Genomic DNA, 21281 nt, shown 5'->3' with positions numbered 1-21281 from the left:
TTCACGCCACCTTCCAGGACGCGACGATGGGCAGGGCGACCAGCTGCCAGCCCAGCTGGCGGCGGATTTCCTCCATCGACGGTGGCGGATCGTTGGCGGCGCGGCGCTGCTCCATGTATTGCCGGACCTGCTCTTTGCTGGGTTGCTTTACCTTTTCCATGATGTTCTCCTCGTCCTTCGCCATCCTGCCTACATATTCCAACGCTTGAGAAGCACCAGGCTGGGCGGCAGAGTAGTCCCACGCCTTGGTTAAACTTGATTACCATCAAGGTCAGCAAGGTTCATGCCCGGGGTCGCATGGCACTATGCGCAGGGGCGTGACGGGGATGGAATTGGGCGCGTCGCCGGGGCGGCGGCTGGCACGGTTTATTCCGGCTGTTGCAGGACGCAACAGTGCGGACGGCGCTGCGCACAAAGCGGAACAGCAGTGTGCCGGAGAGACAGGCGATGGGAGAGGATGCCGGGCCCGGCCGCCTGTTAAACAGGTGTCCAGGCCCGCTGCGACATCAGAAGCAGTGTTCGATGGCCGGGAAGCTGCCATCCTTGACGGCCCGCACATAGGCGCTGACGGCCGCATCGATGCTGGTCTGGCCTTCCATGAAGTTCTTCACGAAGCGCGCCTTGCGGCCGGGAAACACGCCCAGCAGGTCGTGCATCACCAGCACCTGGCCGGCGCAGTCCGGGCCGGCGCCGATGCCGATGGTGGGCATGGCCAGCAGTTCCGTTACTTCCTTGCCGAGCTGGGTGGGGATGGCTTCAAGCACCACCATGGCGGCGCCGGCCGCCTGCAGCTTGAGCGCGTCGGCCTTGAGCAGGTCGGCGCTTTCCGTGGTCTTGCCCTGCACCTTGTAGCCGCCCAGCTGGTGTACCGATTGCGGCGTCAGGCCCAGGTGGGCGCACACGGGCACCGAGCGCTCCGTCAGGAAGCGCACGGTATCGGCCAGCCAGGCGCCGCCTTCCAGCTTGACCATGTGGGCGCCGGCCTGCATCAGCTTGACGGCGTTGTGGAAGGCCGCTTCCGGCGTGGCGTAGCTGCCGAAGGGCATATCGGCCAGCACCATGGCCGACTTGCTGCCGCGCGCCACGGCCGCCGTGTGGTAGGCGATTTCTTCCACCGTGACGGGCAGGGTGGACGGGTGGCCGTTGCAGACCATGCCCAGCGAGTCGCCGATCAGCAGCACTTCCACGCCGCAGCGGTCCATCAGCGAAGCGAAGCTGGCGTCGTAGCAGGTCAGCATGGTGATCTTCTCGCCGGCCGCGCGCAGCGCGTTGAGCGAGGGGATGGTGACGGCCTTGGTAACGACCGGCTTGGACGGCGCGGGCGTGGCGGCGGGTTTTTGGCTCGCCGTCATTTCGGTTCCTTGCAAATATCCAGACATGGGTATCCTCGATAGTAAAAAAAAGGCATCGGCGCTAGTGTAGACCTTTGCCGGCGGGCGCGCAGGGCGCGCCGAAAAATGGGGAAATCAGTGCGGCGCCACGTCAGCTGCGGAAGATGAAATAGACCGCGCCCACCAGGCACAGGCCGGCCCAGATGTAATCGAGCTTGAACGGCTGGCCCATGAAGAACATGGCGAACGGCACGAACACGGTCAGCGTGATCGCTTCCTGCATGATCTTGAGCTGGGCCAGGCTGTACTGGCTGTAGCCGATGCGGTTGGCCGGCACCTGCAGCAGGTATTCGAACAGGGCGATGGCCCAGCTGAGCAGCGCCGCCACCCACCAGGCCTTGCTGGCCAGGTTTTTCAGGTGGCCGTACCAGGCCACCGTCATGAAGACGTTGGACATGGTCAGCAGGCCGACGGTCTGCACGATGACGGGAATCTGCATATGCCCCTCAGCTTAGAAGACTGATGCCCTGGCCGGCCACCGCCGCCGCGTAATCGCGCGCCGGGCCGCGGCCGGGGATGACGACGTCCGGCGCCAGTTCCAGCAGCGGCACCAGCACGAAGGCCCGTTCCGCCATGCGCGGATGGGGCACGGTCAGCGTGGGGCTGGCGATCTGCCGGTCGCCGTACAGCAGCAAGTCCAGGTCCAGCGTGCGCGGGGCGTTGCGGTAGGGGCGCTCACGCCCGTGCGCCTGTTCGATGCCGTGCAGGGCCTGCAGCAGCGCTTCGGGCTCCAGCGTGGTGGTCATGCTGGCCACGGCGTTGATGTAGTCCTCGCCGCTGGAGTCGATGGGCGCGGTGCGGTACTGGCCCGACACGCCCTGCAGGGTGCAGCCGGGCAGGCGGCGCAGGCGCTCGACGGCGTCGGCCACGTTGGCGCGCGCGTCGCCCAGGTTGGCGCCGATGCCGATGTAGGCGGTGATGTTCATGCGGATGTCATGCTAGAGAGTGATGGGATGCGGATGCGGATGCGGATGCCGGTGCGAGCGGGGCTCGCACCACCTGCCATGATGGCCGGCCTTACTCGCCGCCGCCTTCCGTTTCGCGTGCCACGCCTTCTTCCCGGCCGCCTTCCTGGCCGGCGCGGTTGCGCGGGCCGCGGCGCGGCGGACGCTTGCGCTTGGCGCCGGCGGCACCGGCGGCCGGGCCGCGGTTGGCGTTGCTGACCAGTTCTTCGCGGATGGTTTCGTCACCCTCGTAGAATGCGGTCCACCATTCGCCGAGGTCCGATTCGATCTCGCCCGAGGCGCAGCGCAGCAGCAGGAAGTCGTAGCCGGCGCGGAAGCGCGGGTGTTCCAGCAGCTTGTACGGGGTCTTGCCGGTGCGGCGCTCGAAGCGCGGCTGCATGGCCCAGATGTCGCGCATGTCGGAACCGATCTTGCGCTGCAGGGCCAGTTTTTCCGTCTGCGATTCGAGCACGTCGTCGGCCGCCAGGTGCAGCGCGGGAATGGGGAATTCGCCGGCCGCGCGGTAGGCGGTCCACTTTTCCAGCACCTGGTGCCACAGCAGCGAGGCGAACAGGAAGCCGGGCGAGACGGTCTTGCCGGCGTGGATGCGGGCGTCCGTCGAGTCCAGCGCCAGGGTGACGAATTTCACGCCCAGCGGCTGCTCCAGCACCACGTCCAGCAGCGGCAGCAGGCCGTGGTGCAGGCCTTCCTTGCGCAGTTGCTGCAGGCAGGCCAGGGCCTGGCCGCTCATGAGCAGCTTGAGCATCTCGTCGAATACGCGGGCCGCCGGCACGTTGTCGATCAGCGGCGCCATCATGCGGATCGGCGCGGCGGTGGTCGGCTCGATGTGGAACTGCAGCTTGGCCGCAAAGCGCACCACGCGCAGCATGCGCACCGGGTCTTCGCGGTAGCGCGCCTCGGGCTGGCCGATGATGCGCAGCGTCTTGCTGCGGATGTCCTCGATGCCGCCGTGGTAGTCCAGCACCTGTTCGGTGGCCGGGTTGTAGTACATGGCGTTGATGGTGAAGTCGCGCCGCACCGCGTCCTCGGCCTGCGAGCCGAAGGTGTTATCGCGCAGCACGCGGCCATGTTCGTCCTTGGGCGCGGAGGCCGAGGCGGTGCCGCGGAAGGTGGTCACCTCCAGCAGGTCCTGGCCGAACATCACGTGCACGATCTGGAAGCGCTTGCCGATGATGAAGGCGCGCCGGAACAGCTTGCGCACCTGCTCGGGGGTGGCGTTGGTGGCGATGTCGAAGTCTTTCGGCTTCACGCCCAGCAGCAGGTCGCGCACGGCACCGCCCACCACGAACGCTTCGTAGCCCGCTTCCTGCAGTGTGCTGGTGACACGGATCGCGTTGGACGACAGCAGGCGCGGATCGATGCCGTGCTCCTGCGGCCCCAGTACGACGGGCGTGTCGGCGTCGCGTTTTCCCTTAGTCTTGGTACCCAAAATTTTGCGGATAAGTTTCTTAATCATTGAACAGTTCGAGTGATGGCCAGCCGTGGGCGGCGGCATGCGTTTTCAGCGTCGCGTTGGGGTTGGTGGCGACAGGGTGGGTGACAACGGACAGCAGCGGAATGTCGTTGTGCGAATCGCTGTAGAAGTGGCTGCGTTCGAACCCTTCCAGCGTGTGGCCCAGCTTTTCCAGCCAGGCGCGGGTGTGGGTGACCTTGCCGGCGCCCTGGGTCGGGGTGCCCAGCAGCTTGCCCGTCAGGTTGCCGGCCGCGTCCGTCTCCGGCACGGCCGCGATCAGGTGCTCCACCCCCAGCGCGCGTGCGATGGGCGCCGTCACGTACTGGTTGGTGGCCGTGACGATGGCCGTCAGGTCGCCCGCGTCCTGGTGCTTGCGCAGCAGGGCGACGGCCGCGGGACGGATGGCCGGCTGGATCACTTCGTCCATGAACTGGCGGTGCATGGCGTCCAGTTGCGGGCGCGGGAAGCGCGCCAGCGTGCCCAGCGCGAACTCCAGGTACTGCACCGGGTCCAGCGTGCCGGCCTGGTACTGGGCGAAAAACTGCTCATTGCGGCGGGCGAATTCGGCCGGGTCCACGGCGCCGGTGCGCACCAGGAACTGTCCCCATTCGAAATCGGAGTCCAGCGGCAGCAGGGTATGGTCTAGGTCAAACAGGGCGAGATTCATCATTCTTTCGCTTCCGCCTGCAACCACTCGCGCAGCAGCGGCAAGGTGATCGGGCGTTGGGTTTCAAGGGAATACTGGTCGAGCGAATCGAGCATGGTAGACAGCGACCGCATGTCGCGCCGGAAGTGCGACAGCAGGTAGGGTAACACGCCGGGCGACAGCGTCAACCCGCGGGCCGCGGCCGCCGCGCTCAGGGCGGCCACCTTTTCGTCGTCGGTCAGGCCGTGGATCTGGTAGATCAGGCCCCAGCCCATGCGGGTGCGCAAATCCTCGCGCACCGGCAAGACGGCCGGCGCCACCGCGCCGCTGCACACCATGTAGGCGTGGTTGGCGCGGATTTCGTTAAACAGGGCAAAGGCGTCGATCTGCGCCACCGGCGACAGCTTTTCGCAGTCGTCGAGCAGGTACAGGTCCACCTCGGGCGAATAGACGAACTCCGACTCGATCGAGAACGGCGAGATGTAGCGCGCCTTGTCGGTGCTGGCCAGGGCCTTGAGCAGATGGGTCTTGCCCACGCCGCCCTCGCCCCACAGGTAGGCGAAGTGCTCGCGCGCGCTGCGGGCGGCGAACTGCGTCATCAGCTGCGCCGCCTCGGCGTTCTGTCCCACCTCGAACGACTCGAGGCTGTGCGCCTGCTCCGCGCCTAAATCGAGCACCAGTTGCTTCATGGCGTAAGCCTTGTTCCTGTCATTTGCGTCAACGTTGTCTGCATATCGTCACGCATTATAAAAGCTGCTGTCCAGGTAGTGGCGGCGCAGGTGCTTGAAGGCCACCATCAGCACGGCCGACGCGGGCAGCGCCAGCAGCACGCCGACGAAGCCGAACAGCTGGCCGAACGCCAGCAGGGCGAAGATCACGGCCAGCGGATTGAGGCCGATGCGCTCGCCCACCAGGCGCGGGGTGAGGAAAAAGCCTTCCAGCACCTGGCCGCAGCCGTAGATGATGGCCACGGCCACCAGCCCGTTCCAGCCGGGGAATTGCAGCACGGCCGCGATCAGGGCCAGGATCAGGCCCAGGCCGAAGCCCAGGTAGGGGATGAACACCAGCAGGCCCGTGATGATACCGACCGGCAGCGCCACGTCGAAGCCGGCGATGATCAGGCAGCTCGAATAGTACACGGCCAGCACCAGCATCACCAGCAGCTGGCCCCGCAGGTACTGGGCCAGCAGCTCGTCCACTTCGCCGGCCATGGCCAGGGTGCGGTCGATGTAGCGGCGCGGCACGGCGCCGGCCACCCGCGCCAGCAGGGCGTGCCAGTCCAGCAGCAGGTAGAACAGCAGCACGGGGATCAGCACCACGGTCGCGATCCAGCCCAGCACGGCCGTGCCGCCCACCTTGGCCGAGGCCAGCACGGCGGCCCAGATCTCGTCGCCGCTGCCGGCCAGCTGCTGCGAGATCAGCTTGCGGATGCCGGCGCCGTCCAGCTGCACCTTGATGCCCATCTCACGCAGGCGCGGCGACAGCAGGTCGTTCAACTTGTCCAGGAAGGCGGGGATCTGGGCCTGCAGCAGGGGGATTTCCTTTTGCAGCACGGGCACCACGATCAGGGCCAGGGCGCCGATGGCGGCGAAAAACAGCAGCAGCACGGCCACCACGGCCAGCGAACGGGGTACGCCGAAGCGGCCCACGTGCAGCCGGTCGAGGTAATCGACCCCGGGATTGAGGGCGTAGGCCAGGATGGCGGCGGCGATGAAAGGGGTCAGCACGGGGCCCAGTGCGACCAGTAACAGCACGAATGCGAGCCAGATTGCGATCCAGAAAGCCGTTTGCTTTTGCTCTACCGAGAGGGGAAATGGCATGGATTCAGATTAGCTGCGTGAAAAAAAGGCTGTTGGACGGGGCATTTTGATAAAATAGCGGATTGACCGGATTTGCGCGGGGTCTGACGACCGTTTTGCCGAAATTATTGCAAAAAATCATGCAAATTTAGTCTCCGCCTTCTATTTTACCGCCTCCGCTGCGAAATACACCATGAGCCAAACTTCTAATGTTTCCCTGTCCTACCGTGACGCCGGCGTCGATATCGACGCGGGCGACGCCTTAGTCGAAGCGATCAAGCCCTTTGCCAAGCGCACCATGCGCGAAGGCGTGATGGGCGGCATTGGCGGCTTCGGCGCGCTGTTCGAGATCAGCAAGAAGTACAAGGAGCCGGTGCTGGTGTCCGGCACGGACGGCGTGGGCACCAAGCTCAAGCTCGCCTTCGAGCTGAACCGCCATGACACGGTGGGCATCGACCTGGTGGCCATGAGCGTCAACGACATCCTGGTGCAGGGCGCCGAGCCGTTGTTCTTCCTCGACTACTTCGCCTGCGGCAAGCTGGACGTGCCCACCGCCACCGACGTCATCAAGGGTGTGGCCAAGGGCTGCGAGCTGTCCGGTTGCGCCCTGATCGGCGGCGAAACGGCGGAAATGCCCAGCATGTACCCGGCCGGCGAGTACGACCTGGCCGGTTTCGCCGTGGGCGCCGTGGAAAAGTCGAAAATCATCGACGGCACCAAGATCTGCCCCGGCGACGTGGTGCTGGGCCTGGCCTCGTCGGGCGCCCACTCGAACGGCTACTCGCTGGTACGCAAGATTATCGAAGTGGCAAAACCTGACCTGGAAGGCGACTTCCACGGCCGCAAGCTGGCCGACGTGCTGATGGAACCGACCCGCATCTACGTCAAGCCGCTGCTGGCGCTGATGGACGCGATGGAAGTGAAGGGCATGGTGCACATCACCGGTGGCGGCCTGGTGGAAAACATCCCGCGCGTGCTGCAGGCCGGCCTGGTGGCCGAGCTGGATTCCAAATCGTGGACCATGCCGCCCCTGTTCCAGTGGCTGCAGCAGCACGGCGGCGTGGCCGACGCTGAAATGCACCGTGTGTTCAACTGCGGCATCGGCATGGCCGTCATCGTCTCGAAGGAGAACGCGGACGCCGCCTTCGCCCAGCTGCAAGCGGCCGGCGAAACCGTCTCGCGCATCGGCGTGATCCGCGCCCGCGTGGGCGACGAGCACCAGACCATCGTCATCTAAGCCTGTCCCGGCGCCCCAGGCGGGCGCCGGGCGGCACGAAGAAGCGGACCCTGCCCGGCACGGTCCGCTTTTTTATGGTCCTTCACGGTTTAGTGGGAGACTCCCCCGGGCTTGGGGTACCGGTCTTCGTTTTTATCCCCGCTATTTAATTCGGTCGAAACTATGTGAATCCGCGCTAATGGCGTCCAGAATTTCTAGGGCGGCATATTCTATAGACCGCAATCGCCTCCGCAAAGCAACACCGGGACCGGCTTAGACTTTTCGGCCCTTCGGCTTAGACCGGTGCGGTGAGATAACGGCAAGTTATAGCCTGCGTAGTCTTTCGTCGGACCGGATTCTGCAATTGGCGGCCCGGATCCAGTAATCGTCCCCAGGAAAACGTAGCCAGACGACGCGCCATGCATTGCGTCCCTGTGCATGGCGATTGGCAAACAGCGACGGGGTCAAGGACTGGCCATCGTCGGACAGGATAAGATCGCCGACCACTTTCGCAAATTCAGCGGTGTGATGGTAGCTGGTTCTCAAACTGGTTCCATCGGGAAGAAAAACATTCTTCCATTGAAAGCCGCGCGTTACGCCTCCGTTCTCGCGCGGCGCGAGCCGTTTCCTCTCACTTGCCAGCCAGCGTTTGACGAGTTCGGTCACAAAGACATCGGGTTTGATGCCTGGCCGCGTATCCATCAAATGGAATTCCAGGTTCAGGAAATCCGTTACGGGCAGGTAGACAGCTTGCTTGGCTTGGTATTCCATGATTCGCTCCAGTCTAATGAGTCTAGAACTTGGACAGCGGAATCGGAAGCTGGTTCACTTTAGACTTTCGCGTCAAAAAAGGCGACCAGATTAGACTCGGCGCCCAGGTTTCGTAGACAGTTTTGGACTGGCGCTCGGAAATTTCAGGCTGAATTAGCCGCAATCGGCTCGTATTGGACCGAAATAGACCATAGGGCAAATCGGGAACGCCCCCTGGCATGTCCCCCTTCAGGCGTTCCCGCTAATCCGTGTAGCCCCTTTTTTATCGCCGCCGCGCACCGCCGGGGCGGTGCAGGTCTTCCAGGTCAACCGCGGTGACGACGCCGGTGGCCGGATCCAGGCAATCAAATGTGATGCGCCAGTTGGCGTTGAGCTCAATACTGTAACGGTGGGCATGACCGGTGAGGCGCTTCACGGATTTCTGACGGCCGTAGCCGCCCAGCAGGTCGTCGAGGCTGTGGGCCTTGTACAAGTGGACCAGCGCTCCTGCCGCGTTGTCGGCCCAGGACGGGGAAATGCCACGCTTATCTTTGCCTCCCGATTGCCAGAAGCGCTGCAATCCTTTGTGAACGATGTCCCTCGCCAGCAAAGCCATGACTAATCTCCGCATCAGGTTGACATTCGGCCATGCCGCTACTATCCTTAAATTGCGCGTTACGCAATGCGCAATTTAAGGGGGCACAACCATGATCACTATGCATCCTGGGGAATATTTGATGATGTCCTATGTCGAACCCTATCGACTTAGCCAGCGTGAGCTGGCCGGGCGACTTGGCGTGTCGACGGCAGCCGTCAGCCGCCTGTTGGCCCAAAAGTCCGACCTGACGCCGGAGATGGCAGTACGGTTGGAGTTGGTGTTCGACCAGTCGGCCGAATCGTGGATGACCATGCAAGTGGCCCACAGCCTCGCGCAGGCGCGCAAGGCTGTTGATCCACGCAAGCTGGCTCCGTTTGTATTCGATGCCGTGGACGCGGCTTGAATCCCGTCAGCGTTTCAGGATTTTTTCCACCGACGCCGGCCGCAGCCGGAACGCGTCCGGCATCCCTGAGCCGAGCAGGGGGCGCAGGTAGAGGCGGAAGGCGTCCGTCACATCTGTGCCGCTGGCGCTGATGAACTCGTCCTCCATCACGCGCGTCTTGCCGGCCACGGCTTCCAGCGGCAGCAGCTCGTAATCGACCGAATAAAACCCCGTGCGCTTGATGGCCACCGAGCCGTCGCGGTTGCCCCACATGGCGAACTGCACCGCCTTCTCGCCCACTTCGCGCGCCTCGCGCTGGTCCACGTCCGACACGCAGCCGATGAAGGAGCGCTGCAGATACCCGAAGGTGTCGCCCCGCACCCGTTTGATGCCCAGCTTGGACTTGATCTCCTCGCACAGCAGGTCGGCCAGCGCGCCCGTGCCCGACAGCTGCACGTTGCCGTGCGCGTCGCGTTCGATGTCCTTGGCCAGCAGGGCGGCGATCGGTTCGCCCGACGCATCGTGGATGCCCTCGGACACGGCGATCACGCAGCGCCCGTAGCGCGCATAGGTGGCCTTGACGTCGGCCAGGAACTGCTCGAGCACGAAGGTGCGCTCGGGCAGGTAGATCAGGTGCGGGCCGTCGTCGGGGAATTTCTTGCCCAGGGCCGAGGCGGCCGTCAGGAAGCCCGCATGGCGGCCCATCACCACCCCCACATACACGCCGGGCAGCGAAGCGTTGTCCAGGTTGGCACCGGCGAAGGCTTGGGCCACGAAGCGGGCCGCCGATGGAAAGCCGGGCGTGTGGTCATTACCCACCAGGTCGTTGTCGATGGTCTTGGGGATGTGCACGCTGCGCAGCGGGTAGCCGGCCTGGCGCGCCTGTTCGCTGACGATGCGCACCGTGTCGGACGAATCATTGCCGCCGATGTAGAAAAAATGCTCGATCTGGTGCGCCTGCAGCACCTTGAAAATTTCCTGGCAATAGGCCACGTCCGGCTTGTCGCGGGTCGAGCCCAGGGCCGACGAGGGCGTGGCCGCCACCAGTTCCAGGTTGTGGCTCGTTTCCTGGGTCAGGTCGACGAAGTCCTCGTTGACGATGCCGCGCACGCCGTGCAGGGCGCCGTACACCCGCGTGACGTTGTGGAAGCGGCGCGCCTCCAGCGCCACCCCCGCCAGCGACTGGTTGATGACGGCGGTGGGACCGCCTCCCTGTGCGACCAGAATTTTTCCCGACGACATGCTCAGCTCCTTGCGTGAGTGGATGAACGGCCAGCCGTTAGCTTACTCCGGATTGGCCGCCCCGTGCCACCCGCTCAGTGCTGGCCGTGCTCGCCGATCTGGCGATCGAGGAAGCGTTCGACCCGGCCCCAGAAGTCAATGCGATTTTCCGGCAGGAACCAGCCGTGGCCTTCCTTGGGATAGACCACCCATTCCACGTCGTGATTGGTGGCGCTGACGGCATCGCGGAACTTGTTGCCGTGGATGATAGGCACGCGATAGTCGACGCCGCCATAGGCCAGCAGCAAGGGCTGCTTGATGCGGGCCGCCTGGGCCAGCGGCGAGGTGGCCCGCAGCTGCTCGGCATCGCGCTCCGGGTCGCCCACCAGGCGGCGCATGCCGTAGCGGCGCCATTCGTCGCCCATGGCCGTGTCGTCGAACCAGCTGTTATCGGTGTAGAGCATCTTGATGTCCGTCACGCCCACCCAATCGATGCCACAACGGTATAGATCCGGGTCATTGACCAGGCCCATCAGCGTGGCATAGCCGCCATAGCTGGCGCCGGCGATGCAGATGCGCTTGCCGTCTGCGATGCCCTGGGCGATGGCCCAGCGCGTGCCGTCGGCGATGTCATCCTGCATCTTCAAGCCCCATTGTTTCCAGCCCGCCCGGAAATGGCGGAAGCCGAAACCTGTGCTGCCCCGGTATTCCGGTTCCAGCACGGCGTAGCCGCGCGAGGCGAGAAACTGCGCCTCCGGATTCCAGCCCCACTGGCCACCCCGCACGTAAGGACCGCCGTGGACCAGCACCACCATGGGCAGGTGCTTGCTCTGGCCGGCCGGCAGCGTCAGCCAGGCCGGGATGGTGAGTCCGTCGCGGGCCTGGTAGCGCACCAGGTTTTGCTCTCCCATCCGGGCCGGCTCGATGCCAGCGCGGCTTAGCCCAAGCCGCGTCAACGCCTTGGCCTCGCCGTCGTACAGGAAGAAGGTGGCGGGCTTGGTGTCCGAGTAGGAGCGCACCAGCACCCGCGGCGCGCTGCCCCGCACGGCCGGCGTCAGCTGATTGACCGTGTCAGGTAGCAGGGCGTCGACGGCGGCCTGCAAGGCTTTCATGCCGGGGTCGAACCACAGCGTGCCCTCGGCATCGTTGGTGTAGCGCACGCCGAGCAGCTTGTGCTGGTCCGTCACCAGCCGGCCCGTGAAATCGAAGTCCGGCAGGCTCAGCAGCGGTTCCCGGGACAGGCGGCCGGCGGCCAGGTCGTAGGTGTACAGGGCTTGCTTGTCCTTGCCGTTGGCGCTGACCACGTAGAAGGTGCCGTCCGGGCCGAAGGCCAGCGGGCGGAAACTGGCCGCCTCCGGGTCGAAGTGCTTGAACGTGGCCAGGGTACGCCAGGCGCCGCTGGCCGGATCGCGGTAGGACAGCGTTTCCGTCTCGCCGTCCGCCATGCTGGCTACGCGCGCCTGGTCGTGCTGATCGAACCAGATGTCGCGCCATTTGCCAGGCTGCTCCACAAAGCTGGTCTGGCCCGTGACCGTGTTGACGCGCACCACGCTCAAGCTGTTCCAGCGATCCTGTTCGTCATATTTGGTGTTGACGACGTAGTAGCTGTCGCTGTTCTGCAGGCCGGGTCCGTCCGGCATGAAGCTATTCCACGGCAGCAGCTTGCGCATGTCGCCTGTTTCCGTCACATCGCCGCTGCGGTCGGCCAGCTGGCGGAATTTGCTGCCATCGCGGTCCACCGCATACAGGCCGGGGCCGTAAAATTGCTCGCCCTGGGCTGACTGGCTGTCGTGGCCGTTGAAGATGATGCGCCGTTCGTTGACCCATTCGAAGTCGCCGATGTCGGCGTCGCGCAGCTGAGCCACCACCTTCAGCTGTTTGGTGTTGAGGTCGAGCACGGACAGCCAGGCCCGCTCGCCCTTGGCGCTGAGGCGGGCGGCCAGGAAGCTGCCGTCCGGTGAGAGCTTGGCGTCGCTGAATGCCTCGTTGTCGAAGAAGGCGGCCAGCGGCGGCAATGGCACGGCGGCCGCCGAGGCAGGGAGGGCGGCGCCGGCCAGGCACAGGGTGCAGGCGAATGCGGCAGCGCGCAGCAGGGAATGGGAGAGGGTGTACAAAGTGATCCTTTGTCGTCGTTGTGATGCTGGCGGTGGCGGTGCGCGGCGGTTTCAGCGCGGGCCGATGTTTTGCTCCAAAAACTTCTCGACCCGGCCCCAGAAGTCGATGCGGTTCTTGGGCAGGGCCCAGCCATGGCCTTCCTCCGGATATTCCACCCACTCGACCTGGCTGTTGCCGGCCTTGACGGCGTCGTAGAACTTGGTGCCGTGGTATAGCGGCACGCGCAGGTCGGCGCCGCCGTAGGCCAGCAGCAGCGGTTGCTTGATGCGGGCCGCCTGCTTGAGCGGCGAAGTGGCGTCCAGCTGGGTCGCGTCCTTGACCTGGTCGCCCACCAGCTGCGGCATGCCGAACTGCTTGTAGCTGTCGGGCAGGTCGGACTGGAAGCGCCAGTTGCCGTCGTACATCAGGTTGATGTCCGTCACGCCGGCCCAATCGATGCCGCAGCGGTACAGCTCGGGGTCGTTCACCAGGCCCATCAGCGTCGCATAGCCGCCGTAGCTGGCGCCGGCGATGCAGATGCGTTTGGGGTCGGCATAGCCCTGGGCGATGGCCCAGCGGGCGCCGTCGGCGATATCGTCCTGCATCTTCAGGCCCCATTGCTTCCAGCCGGCGCGGAAGTGGCGGCTGCCGTGGCCCGTGCTGCCGCGGTATTCCGGCTCCAGCACGGCGTAGCCGCGCGAGGCGAGGAATTGCGATTCCGGATGGAAGCCCCAGCTGCTGCCGCGCACATAGGGGCCGCCGTGGACCAGCACCACCAGCGGTAGCTTGTCCTTCCTGTCCTTGGGCAGGGTCAGCAGGGCCGGAATATCGAGGCCGTCCCGGGCCCGGTAGTGCACCACGGCCTGGGGCCCCATCTCGGCCGGCGCGATGTGGGCGAAGGTTTCGCCCACCAGCTGCAAGGCCTTGCTGTCGCGGTTGTACAGCAGGTAGCTGTGCGGCTGGCGGTCGGAATAGGCCTCCACCAGCACCCAGGCCGTCTGCGGCCGGGCCGGCAGGGTCAGCAGGTTGACGGTGGACTGCAGCTTGGCGTCCACGGCCGCCTGCAGCGCCTTCATGTCCGGGTCCAGCCAGTGGACTTCTTCGGCGTCGCCGCGGTAGCGCACGCCCAGCAGCTTGTGCTCGTTCATGATGACCTGGCCGTCGAAGTCATAACCCTGCACCCGCAGCAGCGGCTGTTCGCTGAACTTGCCGGCGGCCAGGTCGAACGTGTACAAGGCCGACTTGTCTTCATGCTGGCCCCAGCCGCTCACGTACAGCTTGCCGTCCGGGCCGAAGCCGAGCGGATGGAAGCGCAGGCCCTGGCCCGTGTAGGGGTTGAAGGCCGACACGGCGCGCCACTGGCCGTTGGCCGGGTCCAGGTACTGGATGGTGGCCGTGCCCTTGTCGGTGGTGACGGTGATGCGCGGCTCGCCGTGCTGGTCCAGCAGCCAGCCGGTGTTGTTGTCCGGCGCCTCGATGGTCTTGACGCGCCCGGTCAGCGTGTTCAGCCGCTGCAGCTGGAAGTCGCCCAGCCGGCCCGCTCCCTCCACGCTGGGATGGAGCACGTAAATGAACTCGGAATCCTGGGCCCCGGGCTGGTCCAGCAGGTAGGTGTTCCACGGCAGCAGGTGGTGCCCATGGCCATCCTGGATGAAGGCGCTGCCGCGCTCGGCCAGCTGGCGGTAGTTGCTGCCGTCGCGGTCGACGGCGTACAGTCCCGGCGCATAGCGCTGGTCGCCCTGGCCAAGGTCGCGGTCGCTGGCCGTAAAGACCAGGCGCTGGTCGTTGACCCAGGCGAAGCGCCCGATGTCGGCATCGCGGAAGTTGGCGGCGATTTTCGTTTCGTTGTTGCTCAGGTCAACGATGGCCAGGCGGTCGCGTTGGCCCTTGAACGCCACCTTGGCGGCCAGGAACTTGCCGCTGGGCGAGAGCTTGGCGCCGGTGAAGGCGGGATTGTCGAAAAAGCTTTCCAGCGGCGGCGGGGTGGTTGCGGCAGCAGCGCGTGCCAGCAGGGCACAGCCCAGCAGGACGGCGCGCAGCAGGGGGGCAGGAGAGTGCATCATTAGTCAGTAGAAATTATCAGGCAGGATATTTTGCCATATTAATAATTTCCACAGAATAACATTGCCGACTCAACTTGGCTATGGTTCCGGCGCTCTAATATAGTCCACCATGGAGGCGATGCGGTGCGCCGGGGCCGGCGTGGCCAGGCTGACGGCGGCCATGGCCAGCAGCCCGGCCGGCACGCCGAAGATGCCGGCCGAGATGGGGGCGATGTGCAGCCACTGGCCGGCCGCGCTGCCGCCCAGCACGGGGCTGGTGTGCACCATGTAGTAGACGCACATGCAAAAGCCGGTGGTCATGCCGGCCAGGGCGCCGTAGTGGTTGGCCCGCTTCCAGAACACGCCCAACACCAGGGCCGGCACCAGGGTCGAGCCGGCCAGCGAAAAGGCCGCCCCCACCAGCGACAGGATGTCGCCCGGCTTTTGCGAGGCGGCATAGGCGGCGATGAAGGCCACGGCCAGCAGCAGCAGCTTGGAGATGGTGACCCGCTTCTGGGTCGAGGCCGTGGGGTCGACCAGCTTGTAGTAGACGTCGTGCGACAGGGCGTTGGAGATGGCCAGCAGCAGGCCGTCGGCCGTGGACAGGGCGGCCGCCAGCCCGCCGGCCGCCACCAGGCCGGAAATGACGTAGGGCAGGCCGGCGATCTCCGGCGTGGCCAGCACCAGCACGTCGCCGTCGATGCCGATCTCGGCCAGCTGGACGATGCCGTCGTGGTTGATGTCGGTGATGTTGAGCAGCGGATTGGCCTTGTCCACATTGGCCCAGTACGATACCCAGCTGGGCAGGTGGGCGTAGTCGCTGCCCACCAGGGCGTTGTAGATGTCGTACTTGACCAGCACGGCCAGGGCCGGGATGGTCAGGTAGATCAGCAGCACGAAGAACAGGGTCCAGAACACGGAAATGCGGGTCTCGTCCACCGAGGGCGTGGTGTAGGAGCGCATCAGGATGTGGGGCAGGCCGGCCGTGCCCACCATCAGGCAGAACACGAGGGCCAGGAAATTGTTGCGCTTGATGTCGGACTGCTCGGGCGTGCCCGGGTAGGGCTGGGCGTGCGGCGTGAGCGGCTCGGCCCGCGCCTGGTACTGGTCGCGCGCCTCGGTCCATAGTCGGTTGGCCTCGTCCACATTCTTCGGATAGGCGATCAGGGCCCGCTCGGCGGCGCGAATTTCCAGCAGCGAGGCGTTGCGCTGCTTGATGCGGTCCAGGTGGCGCTGGGCTTCGATGCGGCCCACTTCCCACGACACGGGCAATTGCTGCAGCCGCGCGTCATACTCGGCCGCCCGCTGGCGGAACGTGGCCCGCACCTGGGCTTCCCTGGGGTCGTGCTGCAGCACGGCCTCGCGCGCGCTCAGGCGCGGCAGCAGCTTGCCGTAGGCCAGCTGGGGGATGGGATTGTCGCTGTGCTTGACGGCCAGCCACATGGCCGGGATCAGGAAGGCCACCACGATGATGATGTACTGCGCCACCTGGGTCCAGGTGATGGCGCGCATGCCGCCCAGGAAGGAGCACACCAGGATGCTGGCCAGCCCGAGGAAGATGCCGACCGAGAAATCGACGCCCGTGAAGCGCGACGCGATCAGGCCCACGGCATAGATCTGCGCCACCACATAGGTGAACGAGATGGCGATGGTGGCCGCCACGGCCAGCATGCGCACGGCCCGCCCGCCGTCGCCGCCGTCGTAGCGGGCGGCCAGGAAGTCGGGGATGGTGTACTGGCAGAACTTGCGCAGGTAGGGCGCGATCAGCAGCGCCACCAGGCAGTAGCCGCCGGTCCAGCCCATGATGTAGGCCAGGCCGTCGAAGCCGCGCAGGTACAGCCCGCCGGCCAGGCTGATGAAGCTGGCCGCCGAGATCCAGTCGGCCGCCGTGGCCATGCCGTTGAACATGGCCGGCACGCGCCGCCCCGCCACATAGTATTCGAGCACGTTGGAAGTGCGGCTGAGCACACCGATCGACGCATACAGCACGATGGTGCCGAACATGAACAGATAGCCTATCCACTGGCGCGGCATGCCTTCCTGCTCCAGCACGGCCAGCGCCACCAGGAAGCAGGCGAAGCCGGCCGTAAACCACAGGTAGGTGCTGCGCAGGCGGCGGAACAGCGAGCGGCGCGCCGTCATGGACGCTCCTGGCCGTGCTGGCGCCGCCACTGCCGGTCCAGGCGCCGCATGCGCCAGGCGTAGATGCCGAGGATGGCCAGGTAGACCAGGCAGCCGCCCTGGGCCGCCAGGTAGAACGACAGGGGCCAGCCGAACAGGTTCAGGCCAGCCAGTTCGCGGGCGAAGAAGGCGGCGCCGAAGGTGGTGAGCAGCCACAGCAGCAACAGCAGGCCGCTCAGGTGGCGCGTGCGTTGCCAGTGGGCCGATGGCGGGGCGTGCTTATCCATAGTAGATGGTCTCGTCGTCGGGCGCGGGCGGCGCCGGCAGCAGGGGGAAGGTGAGGCGGAACAGGCTGCCGGGCAGCTTGGCCGACTGGCTGCGCGGATTGGCGTAGATGTCGACTTCGGCGCCGTGCTGCTGGGCCACTTCGCGCACGATGGCCAGCCCCAGGCCGCTGCCTTCCACATTGCTGCCCAGGATGCGGTAGAAGCGCTCGAACACCCGTTCCCGCTCGGCCGGCGCGATGCCGGGGCCCGTGTCCTCCACTTCCAGGAAGGCGTGCTCGGCCGTGGCATGGACCCGCACGGTGACGCTGCCGCCGGCCGGCGTGTAGCGCAGCGCGTTGTCGATCAGGTTGGACAGCATTTCACGCAGCATGGTGGGGTCGCCGGCGATCTGCACCGGCTCCGGCGGCGGTTCCAGGCCCAGGTCGATCTGATTGGCGAACGAGGCCGGCACCCAGTCCTGCACCACGTTGCGGGCCAGTTCGCCCAGGTCCAGCGGCGTGAAGGCGACCCCGGCCTGGGGCTGGTTTTCCGTGCGGGCCAGGGCCAGCAGCTGGTTGACGAGGCGGGTGGCGGCCTGCGAACTCTTGGCCAGCTGCTCGAGCGAACGGTGGATTTCCTCGTGGTCGGTCTGGCGCAAGGCCAGCTCGGACTGGGTGCGCATGCCGGCCAGCGGCGTTTTCATCTGGTGCGCGGCGTCGGCGATGAAGCGCTTTTGCATGGCGATCGATTGCGACAGGCGGCCCAGCATGTCGTTCAGGGAATTGACCAGCGGCGAGATTTCCTCGGGCACCTGGCGCGCTTCGATGGGACTCAAGTCGTCCGGGTTGCGGGCCCGGATCCGCTCCTGCAGCTGGGCCAGCGGCGACAGCCCGCGTGCCAGCGCAAACCACACCAGGGCCAGCACGATGGGCAGGATGATGAACTGCGGCAGGATCACGCCCTTGATGATCTCGTTGGCCAGCTTGGCCCGCTTTTCCAGCGTCTCGGCCACCTGCACCAGGGCCTGGTGGGTGTCGTCCGGGTCTTCGTGGTCGAGCTTGACGTAGGAATAGGCCACCCGCACCTGGGTGCCGTGCATGGTGTCGTTGCGAAAGTGGACGGTGCCGGCCCGGAAGTAATCCTCCTCCTGGGGCGGCGGCAGGTCGCGGTCGCCGTCCACATAGACCCCGCCCGGGCCCAGGATCTGGAAGTAGACGTTGTCCACGTCGTCGGCCCGCAGGATGTCGCGCGCCGTGCCGGGCAGGCGCTTGGTGACGGTGCCGTTGACGGCATGCACCTGCTGGGCCAGCACGGTCACGCTGTCCTCGAGCGCATGGTCGAACGGCTGGTTGGCGATGGACTTGGCCACCAGGTAGGTGATGGCGATGCTCATGGGCCACAGCAGCAGCAGGGGGGCCAGCATCCAGTCCAGGATTTCCCCGAACAGCGAATGCTGGATTTCCTCGTCGCGCTCGGCGGCCGGCGGCTGGTAGTCGTCGGCGGCCTGGGCGGCCCCTGGCGCGTCGGCCGGACTCACTTGGCCTCGGGCTTGGCGGCGTCGGCGGGCGCCGGTTCGCTGTATTTCTCCAGGCAATAGCCGAGGCCGCGCACGGTGGCGATGCGGATGCCGCCCACTTCGATCTTCTTGCGCAGCCGGTGCACATAGACTTCGATGGCGTTGTTGCTCACTTCCTCGCCCCATTCGCACAGGTGGTCCACCAGCTGCTCCTTGGACACCAGGCGGCCGCTGCGGGCCAGCAGGATTTCCAGCAAGCCCAGTTCACGGGCCGACAGTTCCAGCATCTGGTCGTTGATGTAGGCGCTGCGGCCAACCTGGTCGTAGCTGAGGGGGCCGTGGCGCACCACGGTGGCGCCGCCGCCGGCGCCGCGCCGGGTCAGGGCCCGCACCCGCGCTTCCAGCTCGGACAGGGCGAACGGCTTGGCCATGTAGTCGTCGGCGCCCAGGTCCAGGCCATTGACGCGCTGCTCGATGGAGTCGGCCGCCGTCAAAATCAGCACCGGCAGCAGCGAGGCGCGCGCGCGCAGCCGGCGCAGCACTTCCAGCCCGGACAGCTTGGGCAAGCCCAGGTCCAGGATCAGCAGGTCGAATTCCTGGGTCGACAGGGCCGTGTCGGCATCCTGGCCGTTTTTCACGCAATCGATGGCATAGCCGGACTGGCGCAGCGAGCGGGTCAGTCCATCGGCCAGCACACTGTCATCTTCGGCAAGTAAAATACGCATGAGTCACTCCGGCGGCAGAAGCCTGTATTGTGTGACATTTCCCCCGGCGAAGCGAATTTTTGTGTCGGACGCCGTCAAGATTTGAGCAGTTTCAAACCTCCTGTAAAATCGCGCTTGCAATAAGCACTGTTTTTTTATACAGTATCGCTTGTACCGACTAAACCCACCCGCGCGTTCCCTTGCGCATCAGGCTGAAAGAACATTATGGACGACAAAAAAGGCGTAGTACCCGCATCTGAAAAGGCCAAGGCCCTCGCCGCTGCACTGGCGCAGATCGAAAAGCAGTTCGGCAAGGGTTCCGTGATGCGCATGGATGCCAGCACCCCGATCGAGGAAGTGCAGGTGGTGTCGACCGGTTCGCTGGGCCTGGACATCGCGCTGGGCGTGGGCGGCTTGCCGCGCGGGCGCGTGGTGGAAATCTATGGCCCTGAATCGTCGGGCAAGACCACGCTGACCCTGCAGACCATCGCGGAAATGCAAAAACTGGGCGGCACCTGCGCCTTCATCGACGCCGAGCACGCACTGGACGTGGGCTACGCGCAAAAGCTGGGCGTGAACCTGCACGAACTGCTGATCTCGCAGCCGGACACGGGCGAGCAGGCGCTGGAAATCTGCGACGCCCTGGTCCGTTCCGGCAGCGTGGACATGGTGGTGGTGGACTCGGTGGCGGCCCTGACCCCGCGCGCCGAGATCGAAGGTGACATGGGCGACTCGCTGCCCGGCCTGCAGGCCCGCTTGATGTCGCAGGCCCTGCGCAAGCTGACCGGCTCCATCAACCGCACCAACACGCTGGTGATCTTCATCAACCAGATCCGCATGAAGATCGGCGTCATGTTCGGCAGCCCGGAAACGACGACGGGCGGCAACGCCCTCAAGTTCTACGCTTCCGTGCGCCTGGACATCCGCCGCACCGGCTCCATCAAGTCCGGCGACGAAGTGATCGGCAACGAAACCAAGGTCAAGGTGGTCAAGAACAAGATCGCCCCACCGTTCAAGGAAGCCCACTTCGACATCCTGTACGGCGCCGGCACCTCGCGCGAAGGCGAGATCCTGGACCTGGGCGCGGAAGCGAAGATCGTCGAGAAGTCCGGTTCGTGGTACAGCTACAACGGCGAACGCATCGGCCAGGGCAAGGACAACGCCCGCGCCTTCCTGCAGGAGCGTCCGCAGCTGGCATGGGAAATCGAGAACAAGGTGCGCGAATCGCTGGGCGTGCGTGCGCTGCCGGCCTTGACCGAAGAGCAGGGTGGCCCGGCGGCCGTCAAGCTCAAGGCCGTCGACAGCAAGGCGGACGCGGCGTAAGAACGGCGTCGCTTTCCCGGCCCGCGCCGCGCCGCGTGGTCGGGAACGACCGATGACCGCAAGTACGAGCGACCACCGAAACGAGCGACCACCGAACCGCAGCGCGGCCGGTGGTTTGTTTTTTATGCAGACCGTGCGCCGTGCGCAGCATGTGCAAGGTCTACAGCATTTGCCGTATGTGCAGAGGGTTTGATGGCAGCACAACAACCTAGCCTGAAGGCGCGCGCCCTGCGCTACCTGTCCATGCGCGAGCACAGCCGCCTGGAGCTGGGCCGCAAGCTGGCCCGCCATGCGGAAGAGGGGGAGGACGTGGACGCCTTGCTGGACTGGCTGGAAAAGAACAACTGGCTGTCGCAGGAGCGCTTTTCCGAAGCCCTGATCCACCGCCGCGCGGCCCGCTACGGCAACAGTCGCATCGTGGCCGAATTGCAAAGCCACGGCGTGGCGGGCGAGGCGCTGCAGGAACTCAAGAGCGGCCTGGCCGAGGATGAGACGGCCCGCGCCTGCGACGTGTGGCGCCGCAAGTTCGGCACCGTGGCCACCGACCGGCTCGAGCGCAACAAACAGATGCGCTTTTTGCTCCAGCGCGGATTTTCCCAGCGCGCCGTGCTGGCGGCCCTGGGCGGGCGCGATCCCGACGACGAGATCTGAGCCGGTGCCGGCGTTCGCCGCACCGAACCCGCGCACCGGACCCGCGCACCGGACCCGATACACCGCGGCCCCGGCCACCCCGGCCTAAAAATGGGGACGTACCCCTTTTTTGTAATATGCCGCCGCCGCGGCCACCCCGGCCT

General features: G+C 65.7%; 21 protein-coding genes. 4 read left to right on the top strand and 17 right to left on the bottom strand.

The annotated features are described in order from the left end of the window. Position 1: 1 nt before the first annotated feature. From AC3WOS_RS19890 to AC3WOS_RS19855, 8 genes are all read right to left on the bottom strand, one after another. The gene (locus AC3WOS_RS19890; RefSeq protein WP_492717868.1) at positions 2-160 is read right to left on the bottom strand and encodes a hypothetical protein; all 159 of its coding nucleotides are present in this window, start codon (positions 158-160) and stop codon (positions 2-4) included. Positions 161-506: 346 nt separating this feature from the next. Beyond that, positions 507-1379, bottom strand: a complete 873-nt coding sequence (panB, locus tag AC3WOS_RS19885; RefSeq protein WP_492717867.1) for a 3-methyl-2-oxobutanoate hydroxymethyltransferase — start codon at positions 1377-1379, stop codon at positions 507-509. Positions 1380-1482: 103 nt separating this feature from the next. Continuing rightward, on the bottom strand, positions 1483-1830 hold the full coding sequence (locus tag AC3WOS_RS19880; protein ID WP_492717865.1) for a DMT family protein: 348 nt from the start codon (positions 1828-1830) through the stop codon (positions 1483-1485). 7 nt (positions 1831-1837) lie between these two features. Beyond that, positions 1838-2317: a 2-amino-4-hydroxy-6-hydroxymethyldihydropteridine diphosphokinase gene (gene folK, locus AC3WOS_RS19875; protein WP_492717863.1), complete on the bottom strand. Its 480-nt coding sequence runs from the start codon at positions 2315-2317 to the stop codon at positions 1838-1840. Between the two features lie 91 nt (positions 2318-2408). Further along, complete coding sequence (gene pcnB, locus AC3WOS_RS19870; RefSeq protein ID WP_492717861.1) at positions 2409-3812, bottom strand: polynucleotide adenylyltransferase PcnB; 1404 nt, start codon at positions 3810-3812, stop codon at positions 2409-2411. Then, positions 3805-4476 carry a histidinol-phosphatase gene (locus AC3WOS_RS19865; RefSeq protein ID WP_492717937.1) on the bottom strand — a complete coding sequence of 224 codons (672 nt, stop codon included), beginning with the start codon at positions 4474-4476 and terminating at the stop codon, positions 3805-3807. The genes pcnB and AC3WOS_RS19865 overlap by 8 nt, the downstream gene beginning before the upstream one ends. Continuing rightward, positions 4476-5144 carry a DnaA regulatory inactivator Hda gene (gene hda, locus AC3WOS_RS19860; RefSeq protein WP_492717859.1) on the bottom strand — a complete coding sequence of 223 codons (669 nt, stop codon included), beginning with the start codon at positions 5142-5144 and terminating at the stop codon, positions 4476-4478. Before hda ends, AC3WOS_RS19865 begins: the two co-directional genes overlap by 1 nt. Positions 5145-5192: 48 nt before the next feature. Beyond that, on the bottom strand, positions 5193-6275 hold the full coding sequence (locus AC3WOS_RS19855) for an AI-2E family transporter (protein WP_492717857.1): 1083 nt from the start codon (positions 6273-6275) through the stop codon (positions 5193-5195). A gap of 172 nt (positions 6276-6447) precedes the next feature. Here AC3WOS_RS19855 and purM point away from each other — a divergent pair, with 172 nt between their 5' ends. After that, positions 6448-7491 (top strand): phosphoribosylformylglycinamidine cyclo-ligase, encoded by a 1044-nt coding sequence (gene purM / locus AC3WOS_RS19850; RefSeq protein ID WP_492717855.1) that lies wholly within the window; start codon positions 6448-6450, stop codon positions 7489-7491. Positions 7492-7794: 303 nt separating this feature from the next. Here the strand turns inward: purM and AC3WOS_RS19845 are convergent, their stop codons facing one another. Next, positions 7795-8241: a hypothetical protein gene (locus tag AC3WOS_RS19845; protein WP_492717853.1), complete on the bottom strand. Its 447-nt coding sequence runs from the start codon at positions 8239-8241 to the stop codon at positions 7795-7797. Positions 8242-8503: 262 nt separating this feature from the next. Then, complete coding sequence (locus tag AC3WOS_RS19840; protein ID WP_492717851.1) at positions 8504-8836, bottom strand: hypothetical protein; 333 nt, start codon at positions 8834-8836, stop codon at positions 8504-8506. A 91-nt stretch (positions 8837-8927) separates the two neighbouring features. Here AC3WOS_RS19840 and AC3WOS_RS19835 point away from each other — a divergent pair, with 91 nt between their 5' ends. Continuing rightward, the gene (locus AC3WOS_RS19835; protein WP_492717849.1) at positions 8928-9221 is read left to right on the top strand and encodes a HigA family addiction module antitoxin; all 294 of its coding nucleotides are present in this window, start codon (positions 8928-8930) and stop codon (positions 9219-9221) included. A 6-nt stretch (positions 9222-9227) separates the two neighbouring features. Here the strand turns inward: AC3WOS_RS19835 and AC3WOS_RS19830 are convergent, their stop codons facing one another. The 7 genes from AC3WOS_RS19830 to AC3WOS_RS19800 all read right to left on the bottom strand — a co-directional run bounded on the left by AC3WOS_RS19830 (position 9228) and on the right by AC3WOS_RS19800 (position 19185). After that, positions 9228-10442, bottom strand: coding sequence for a 6-phosphofructokinase (locus AC3WOS_RS19830; RefSeq protein ID WP_492717847.1), 1215 nt, complete (start codon positions 10440-10442; stop codon positions 9228-9230). Positions 10443-10516: 74 nt separating this feature from the next. Continuing rightward, a complete protein-coding gene (locus AC3WOS_RS19825) occupies positions 10517-12535 on the bottom strand; it encodes a S9 family peptidase (RefSeq protein WP_492717845.1) in 2019 nt (672 codons plus the stop codon). A 51-nt stretch (positions 12536-12586) separates the two neighbouring features. Next, positions 12587-14578: a S9 family peptidase gene (locus AC3WOS_RS19820; RefSeq protein ID WP_492717843.1), complete on the bottom strand. Its 1992-nt coding sequence runs from the start codon at positions 14576-14578 to the stop codon at positions 12587-12589. 78 nt (positions 14579-14656) lie between these two features. Beyond that, positions 14657-16699: a sodium:solute symporter family protein gene (locus AC3WOS_RS19815; RefSeq protein WP_492717841.1), complete on the bottom strand. Its 2043-nt coding sequence runs from the start codon at positions 16697-16699 to the stop codon at positions 14657-14659. Then, the gene (locus AC3WOS_RS19810; RefSeq protein WP_492717839.1) at positions 16696-16965 is read right to left on the bottom strand and encodes a DUF4212 domain-containing protein; all 270 of its coding nucleotides are present in this window, start codon (positions 16963-16965) and stop codon (positions 16696-16698) included. Before AC3WOS_RS19810 ends, AC3WOS_RS19815 begins: the two co-directional genes overlap by 4 nt. Further along, positions 16958-18481 (bottom strand): sensor histidine kinase, encoded by a 1524-nt coding sequence (locus tag AC3WOS_RS19805; protein ID WP_492717838.1) that lies wholly within the window; start codon positions 18479-18481, stop codon positions 16958-16960. Before AC3WOS_RS19805 ends, AC3WOS_RS19810 begins: the two co-directional genes overlap by 8 nt. Next, entirely contained in the window at positions 18478-19185 is a 708-nt protein-coding gene (locus AC3WOS_RS19800; RefSeq protein ID WP_492717836.1) for a response regulator, read from the bottom strand. Before AC3WOS_RS19800 ends, AC3WOS_RS19805 begins: the two co-directional genes overlap by 4 nt. Positions 19186-19389: 204 nt before the next feature. On the opposite strand from AC3WOS_RS19800, the gene recA reads away from it, so the two are divergent. Together recA and recX are read left to right on the top strand one after the other, a co-directional pair. Next, entirely contained in the window at positions 19390-20487 is a 1098-nt protein-coding gene (gene recA / locus AC3WOS_RS19795; protein ID WP_492717834.1) for a recombinase RecA, read from the top strand. Between the two features lie 192 nt (positions 20488-20679). Then, positions 20680-21138: a recombination regulator RecX gene (gene recX / locus AC3WOS_RS19790; protein ID WP_492717832.1), complete on the top strand. Its 459-nt coding sequence runs from the start codon at positions 20680-20682 to the stop codon at positions 21136-21138. Positions 21139-21281 lie beyond the last annotated feature (143 nt).

Source organism: Rugamonas sp. FW305-51 (assembly GCF_058786935.1).
The sequence above is the reverse complement of the archived record's forward strand: the minus strand, read 5'-3'. Positions and strand labels throughout refer to the sequence as shown.

What these genes read in the sequence shown, in the direction of transcription:
- AC3WOS_RS19890 (WP_492717868.1), bottom strand. Translation starts at nt 160, where the DNA reads ATGGAAAAGGTAAAGCAACCCAGCAAAGAGCAGGTCCGGCAATACATG.
- panB (WP_492717867.1), bottom strand. Translation starts at nt 1,379, where the DNA reads ATGTCTGGATATTTGCAAGGAACCGAAATGACGGCGAGCCAAAAACCC.
- AC3WOS_RS19880 (WP_492717865.1), bottom strand. Translation starts at nt 1,830, where the DNA reads ATGCAGATTCCCGTCATCGTGCAGACCGTCGGCCTGCTGACCATGTCC.
- folK (WP_492717863.1), bottom strand. Translation starts at nt 2,317, where the DNA reads ATGAACATCACCGCCTACATCGGCATCGGCGCCAACCTGGGCGACGCG.
- pcnB (WP_492717861.1), bottom strand. Translation starts at nt 3,812, where the DNA reads ATGATTAAGAAACTTATCCGCAAAATTTTGGGTACCAAGACTAAGGGA.
- AC3WOS_RS19865 (WP_492717937.1), bottom strand. Translation starts at nt 4,476, where the DNA reads ATGAATCTCGCCCTGTTTGACCTAGACCATACCCTGCTGCCGCTGGAC.
- hda (WP_492717859.1), bottom strand. Translation starts at nt 5,144, where the DNA reads ATGAAGCAACTGGTGCTCGATTTAGGCGCGGAGCAGGCGCACAGCCTC.
- AC3WOS_RS19855 (WP_492717857.1), bottom strand. Translation starts at nt 6,275, where the DNA reads ATGCCATTTCCCCTCTCGGTAGAGCAAAAGCAAACGGCTTTCTGGATC.
- purM (WP_492717855.1), top strand. Translation starts at nt 6,448, where the DNA reads ATGAGCCAAACTTCTAATGTTTCCCTGTCCTACCGTGACGCCGGCGTC.
- AC3WOS_RS19845 (WP_492717853.1), bottom strand. Translation starts at nt 8,241, where the DNA reads ATGGAATACCAAGCCAAGCAAGCTGTCTACCTGCCCGTAACGGATTTC.
- AC3WOS_RS19840 (WP_492717851.1), bottom strand. Translation starts at nt 8,836, where the DNA reads ATGGCTTTGCTGGCGAGGGACATCGTTCACAAAGGATTGCAGCGCTTC.
- AC3WOS_RS19835 (WP_492717849.1), top strand. Translation starts at nt 8,928, where the DNA reads ATGATCACTATGCATCCTGGGGAATATTTGATGATGTCCTATGTCGAA.
- AC3WOS_RS19830 (WP_492717847.1), bottom strand. Translation starts at nt 10,442, where the DNA reads ATGTCGTCGGGAAAAATTCTGGTCGCACAGGGAGGCGGTCCCACCGCC.
- AC3WOS_RS19820 (WP_492717843.1), bottom strand. Translation starts at nt 14,578, where the DNA reads ATGATGCACTCTCCTGCCCCCCTGCTGCGCGCCGTCCTGCTGGGCTGT.
- AC3WOS_RS19815 (WP_492717841.1), bottom strand. Translation starts at nt 16,699, where the DNA reads ATGACGGCGCGCCGCTCGCTGTTCCGCCGCCTGCGCAGCACCTACCTG.
- AC3WOS_RS19810 (WP_492717839.1), bottom strand. Translation starts at nt 16,965, where the DNA reads ATGGATAAGCACGCCCCGCCATCGGCCCACTGGCAACGCACGCGCCAC.
- AC3WOS_RS19800 (WP_492717836.1), bottom strand. Translation starts at nt 19,185, where the DNA reads ATGCGTATTTTACTTGCCGAAGATGACAGTGTGCTGGCCGATGGACTG.
- recA (WP_492717834.1), top strand. Translation starts at nt 19,390, where the DNA reads ATGGACGACAAAAAAGGCGTAGTACCCGCATCTGAAAAGGCCAAGGCC.
- recX (WP_492717832.1), top strand. Translation starts at nt 20,680, where the DNA reads ATGGCAGCACAACAACCTAGCCTGAAGGCGCGCGCCCTGCGCTACCTG.